We start from the raw sequence: 4,717 nt of genomic DNA, 5'->3' as shown, positions 1-4,717 counted from the left end.
GTAACTATTCACCAATGGAACTCCCCGCGCGGATCTCACTGATCTCACTGATTTTTTTCATTGAAAATATATTAACAATTAGAGGCTGAAAGCCGACACGCACAAAGCTTGCTTTGGGCACATAACCCCCACCGAAGGGAGTGAAACGACTGCCGGTGGGGGGGATGTGAAGTGTAACAAAATCGCGGGTGGAGACCGCTACCTCGAAACGTGCAAGGTTGCGGTCTTCAACCGCGGTACAGTGTATCGCGTTTACCCTGCCCTGCCTTCGCTTGCGCTCAGTTAGGACAGGGTTATGTGCAGAACTGTGTTCTGCGTGTCGGCTTTCAGCCTCTCATTACAAAATCATGTGAGATCCCCGTGCGGATAAAAATCTATTGTAGTATAGTTACAACAGATTGCTCTGATTTAACTGAATAAGAAATTATTCTAATTATTTTAATTTCTTTCAGTTATTATTAAATCAGTGTAATCAGTGAGATCTGCGCGGGGAGTTCCATTGCTGTATAGTAACGTTTACCGGACACTAATAATTAAAATTATAAGTTTGATTTATTTATGATGCTATCGATTTCTGTTGAGAGGTTTATTGGAGCTGTATAGTATCTTTTGTCGTCTGTTATAAACAGTTTTCCATGAATTTCATAAGACTGAACTGAATTTCCATTATACACTTTTATAGTTCCAGCCCACCCCGGGATTTTCACGATGCTTTGCGGATTAAGAATCCTCTTACCTGTCAACATGTTTTTTACTGCAAGTATGTCAGTATAATCCGAGATTTTCGTCGCTTGGATATTTGAAACAAACCATATAGAGTCTATGTTTCCTTTATTCTGCTTTTGAAAACTAAATTTGTTGGGGCTGTAAAAAGTACATCCCGTAAAAAGTATTATTGAAAGTAAATAAAATAGGTGTTTCATCTTTTCTATACTAGATAAAACTAGATAAAGGGGACGGTTCTGTCTGCTCGTCATAAAGATGGAGTGCTACTGTTCTCAGGAGTCGCCTAATGCTATCTGGGCATATTCTTCAATTTGTGCCTGAAGAACTTCCTTGGGAATGAGAAGTCGTTGGTATTCTGCTACCATGGTTGGACTCATTGAACGGCTGAGAGCGTATTCTACTTGAAGGCTGTCGGCTTCGCGACACAGGAGGATGCCGATGGAGGGGTTCTCATTGGAACGTTTGACGTCACGATCAAGTGCTTCAAGATAGAACTCGAGTTGACCTAGGTCTCGTGGGTGGAACTTGCCAGTCTTGAGTTCTACCGCTACCAGACACTGGAGACCTCGGTGATAGAAAAGGAGGTCACTTTTGAAGGTTGAACTGCCCACAGGAAGGCGGTATTCTTCTTCCATGAAAAGGAAGTCTTTGCCAAGTTCAAGAATAAATTGCTTCATGTGCTCAACCATGGCTTTGCGCAAGTGAGTTTCTTTGAACTTTTGCGGAAGACCAAGGAGGTCTATATATATGGTATCGCGCAGCTGGAGTGGCGAGTCGGGGTATTGCTCTTTGAGTGCCTGTGACAGGTTGCTTTTGTCACCACCTACGAGCGAACCATATGCATCGTTGGTAATGACGCGCTGAAGCTCTTTGTATTTGAGGCGTTCACGATGTGTATATAGGATGTAAAAGAGTCGTTCTTCGGGACTTTTGCGACGAGTTAATATCTCTAGATGGTTAGATATGATGGTGAGTGTAAGTATCTTTGGCATTTGTGCAGAATTGTTCTGTACAAATTGGTTTTTCCCCGTTGATAATTGTGCAGAATCGTTCTGCACAATTGGTGGCAACTGACTTTGCGCAGAGGCTGAGAGTTGTAATGTTTCTGACTGACCGATACGCTGGAGTAGTTGTTGGAAGGCTGGCGATGAGTAAGAGTCGTAAAAAAGCACCATATTATAAATGTTTCTGCGACTATAGCCTTTGAGTGTTGGATCCTGAGTGTGGAGGTATTCGCTGAGACGGGTAACAACGGCAGAACCCCATTCTTCGTTCTGGAGTTTGGCAGAAACGTATGCTCCAACATTCCAATAAGTGAGCAAAGCCTCCTCATTGACGGCTTTTGCTGCAGCTTGTCGATGAGATTTTATGATGCTCAGTACCTCTTGGAATTGTTGTTCTTCAGATACTACAGCTGATGATGTTGATGTTTGTATATCGTTTGCCATACTTATCGGTATTCGTATTCAAAAGAAACATTTATGACTGCAAAGTTACTAAATTTTTATGAAAAAGAAGGTGTGTCAAAAGTCACGAAATAGCAGCGAGGTGTCGCAAAATGCAATAAATAGCGGCGCGCTGCAAGCGCAATGTTGCTACTAGCCCAGGGCAACGCCCTGGGTAACAGACGATAACATCAACACGCCCTGTAAGGGCAAAAGAGTTATTACCCTACCAAAACGCATTTTGACACACCCTCTAGGATTATCTTGGAAAACTCGGGGATTATGGACTAGATAAAAGGGACGGTTCTTTTTATCTAGTTTTTTATCTCTCGTTGGGGTCTGTGCCTTTGTAGATAAAAGGGACGGTTCTTTTTATCTAGTTTTTTTATCTCTCCATGGCCTCTGTAACTCTGTGGGAGAGGGTGTTAAAACTCTATGCCCAACTTGAATGACAGGCTGCGGTAAGGATTATTCTGCAAGCAGTCAGTTTCGCATGATCGGTGTCGCTTTTGTAAAAGACTTTTTGACTTTTCTGTACCCTTTAATCGTTCCATTTATCTATACATCCTATGTATCTGTCTGAGGCTATTTGAGGAGAGAGGAATAACCCAGGCACACACCAACCATCTTCCTTAAACTTATACTCTACTGTAATCTCTTTCCGTTTTTTTTCGTTTGTAGTTACTCCACATGCTACGTCCAGATAATTTATAATTCTTACATAACATACAGGAACTAATTCTAAACGATAAGATTGTCCTATTTTGAGTTTGGGTTCCTTTTTGTTGTGTTTTTTATCTTTAGAGATTACTACAAAAATAGATGGATAGTCATCTCTACTTAAATAAAACTTGTACCAGCCCTGTTTTTTCTTGATATCAACAACTTTATAGATAGCTGCAGTGTTTTTTATCGAGTCTAAGAATACTGAATCCTCAGCGTTAAGTCCCCTAAAAAACGGTTCTACATCGTCCACAGTTGTGACTTTTTGGGCATTAAGATTGAATGCCACAAAAAAAATGAATATAAAAAAACAGATATGTTTCATATTATTTGACTAAGATAGTTAATCGTTCTTTGCTTGTTAACTTAAATCAAAACTAGATAAAAGGGACGGTTCTTTTTATCTAGTTTTTGCCTGTAACGGTGTCACTTTGATGTTACTTGGCAAATTTGCTTCCGTTCCATTTCAGTGTTTTTTGTTTGGTGGTTCCGTTTAGGTTCCATGTAGTCATAGTGATATCCTTGCCGGTGCGGGGCAGGGTATAAGACACTTGGCTTCCGTCGTCGGTGCAATACTGCACCTCAAACCCAGGAGCCTCGTAGAGGTAGGTCATCTTCTTGGTGGCGTCAGCATAGCGGTAAAAGAAGAGCCCGTCATACTGGCCGGGGTTATACTTGCCATCGATGTAGAGACCCACGTTGTAAGCAATGAGTTTATGCTTGCCGTCGGCCTCGTTCCAGTAGCACATCTCAATCCTGAGCTTCTGGTTCTCAAAGGTTGACTCAAACACGACATATCCGCTTTTCTTGTCCACGGTGAGCGTCTCGTTTTTGGGCAGGGCTGCTCCTTTGCGGTACTTTTTCCATGCCTGCAGCATAGCAGCAGTCGACTCGTCGGTGTCCTCAGCGTTGTTTTCATAGTCAGAGAGCAGAGCCCACGCGAAATCGCTGATAGAAGGCTTCGCGCCCTGGTAGTTCACTTTGATGGTTTGCGCAGCAAGTGCTGTCACGATGCAAGCAAATACTAGTGCCAATGATACTCGTTTCATAAATCTTTCGTTTTGCGATAATACAATTAAAGCGCAAATATATAAAATAATTCATAATCAACGGCAACAACAAGCAAAAATTTTAAATTTGTAACACGCTAAAAGCCCCCGTATGCGACTTCCCTTAAAATAGAGGACTCTGTCCTCAAAATGATAATACACTATCTGTGATGTAATTCCATTTTGCTTGCAGAGCAAGCTATTTTCAAAGCGAAGCATAAAAATATTTTCTTTTTTTACCGGACAACAATAATTTTCAATGAAAAAAATCAGTGAGTTCAGTGAGATCCGCGCGGGGAGTTCCATTGCTGAATAGTTACAGAATGTTGACTAAGAATTAATTTTTTGTTAATTTTTAGTTGATTTCAAGCGGAGCGCCATTTCTTTGAAAGCATAAAAATTGGAAAAACGGACAAAATACCCTATTTTTACATTGGAAAAACGGACAAAATGCCCTTGTTCATCGCTTGCAAAGTTAATAAAAAATATCCATATATCCACTCTCCGAACACTGCATATTGAAGAACTGCATCGCAGTCGTGCTGATGTTTGTTGCAAAGCCACAAGTGGATTCCGTGATATATCGTTTCGATATGCACGGCCTGCTGTAAAACTAGATAAAAGGGACGGTTCTTTTTATCTAGTTTTACTCAAAGTCCCCGTATGCGACTTCTCCCACAAAGACACTGAGGACACAGAAAGGGCGCTGCGCTTGAAATTTGCCGAAATTAAGCTGAAAATCACTATTTTTTCAATAAAAAACATGTTATGCCG

The 4,717-nt window shown here is 41.2% G+C and carries 5 protein-coding genes and 1 pseudogene; 1 reads left to right on the top strand and 5 read right to left on the bottom strand.

Annotated features, from left to right (window positions below; genetic code table 11):
* Positions 1 to 539: 539 nt before the first annotated feature.
* The 5 genes and pseudogenes from ACKI3C_RS09035 to ACKI3C_RS09015 all read right to left on the bottom strand — a co-directional run bounded on the left by ACKI3C_RS09035 (position 540) and on the right by ACKI3C_RS09015 (position 3,943).
* Positions 540 to 923, bottom strand: a complete 384-nt coding sequence (locus tag ACKI3C_RS09035; protein WP_407404219.1) for a hypothetical protein — start codon at positions 921 to 923, stop codon at positions 540 to 542.
* Between the two features lie 75 nt (positions 924 to 998).
* Positions 999 to 1,718: a PDDEXK nuclease domain-containing protein gene (locus tag ACKI3C_RS09030; RefSeq protein WP_407404221.1), complete on the bottom strand. Its 720-nt coding sequence runs from the start codon at positions 1,716 to 1,718 to the stop codon at positions 999 to 1,001.
* Between the two features lie 108 nt (positions 1,719 to 1,826).
* A pseudogene (locus ACKI3C_RS09025) lies at positions 1,827 to 2,174 on the bottom strand (DUF1016 N-terminal domain-containing protein); the annotation flags it as partial.
* A gap of 538 nt (positions 2,175 to 2,712) precedes the next feature.
* A complete protein-coding gene (locus tag ACKI3C_RS09020; protein WP_407404217.1) occupies positions 2,713 to 3,147 on the bottom strand; it encodes a hypothetical protein in 435 nt (144 codons plus the stop codon).
* 184 nt (positions 3,148 to 3,331) lie between these two features.
* Positions 3,332 to 3,943, bottom strand: coding sequence for a hypothetical protein (locus ACKI3C_RS09015; RefSeq protein WP_407404215.1), 612 nt, complete (start codon positions 3,941 to 3,943; stop codon positions 3,332 to 3,334).
* A gap of 400 nt (positions 3,944 to 4,343) precedes the next feature.
* On the opposite strand from ACKI3C_RS09015, the gene ACKI3C_RS09010 reads away from it, so the two are divergent.
* Positions 4,344 to 4,717, top strand: a 374-nt coding sequence (locus ACKI3C_RS09010) for a hypothetical protein (protein WP_407404213.1), incomplete at its 3' end; no start/stop codon positions are given.

This window comes from Sodaliphilus sp., from assembly GCF_045598405.1.
GTDB classification, from domain to species: Bacteria; Bacteroidota; Bacteroidia; order Bacteroidales; family Muribaculaceae; genus Sodaliphilus; species Sodaliphilus limicaballi.
The sequence above is the reverse complement of the archived record's forward strand: the minus strand, read 5'-3'. Positions and strand labels throughout refer to the sequence as shown.

Coding starts and splice junctions, on each gene's coding strand:
- ACKI3C_RS09035 (WP_407404219.1), bottom strand. CDS start 923: ATGAAACACCTATTTTATTTACTTTCAATAATACTTTTTACGGGATGT.
- ACKI3C_RS09030 (WP_407404221.1), bottom strand. CDS start 1,718: ATGCCAAAGATACTTACACTCACCATCATATCTAACCATCTAGAGATA.
- ACKI3C_RS09015 (WP_407404215.1), bottom strand. CDS start 3,943: ATGAAACGAGTATCATTGGCACTAGTATTTGCTTGCATCGTGACAGCA.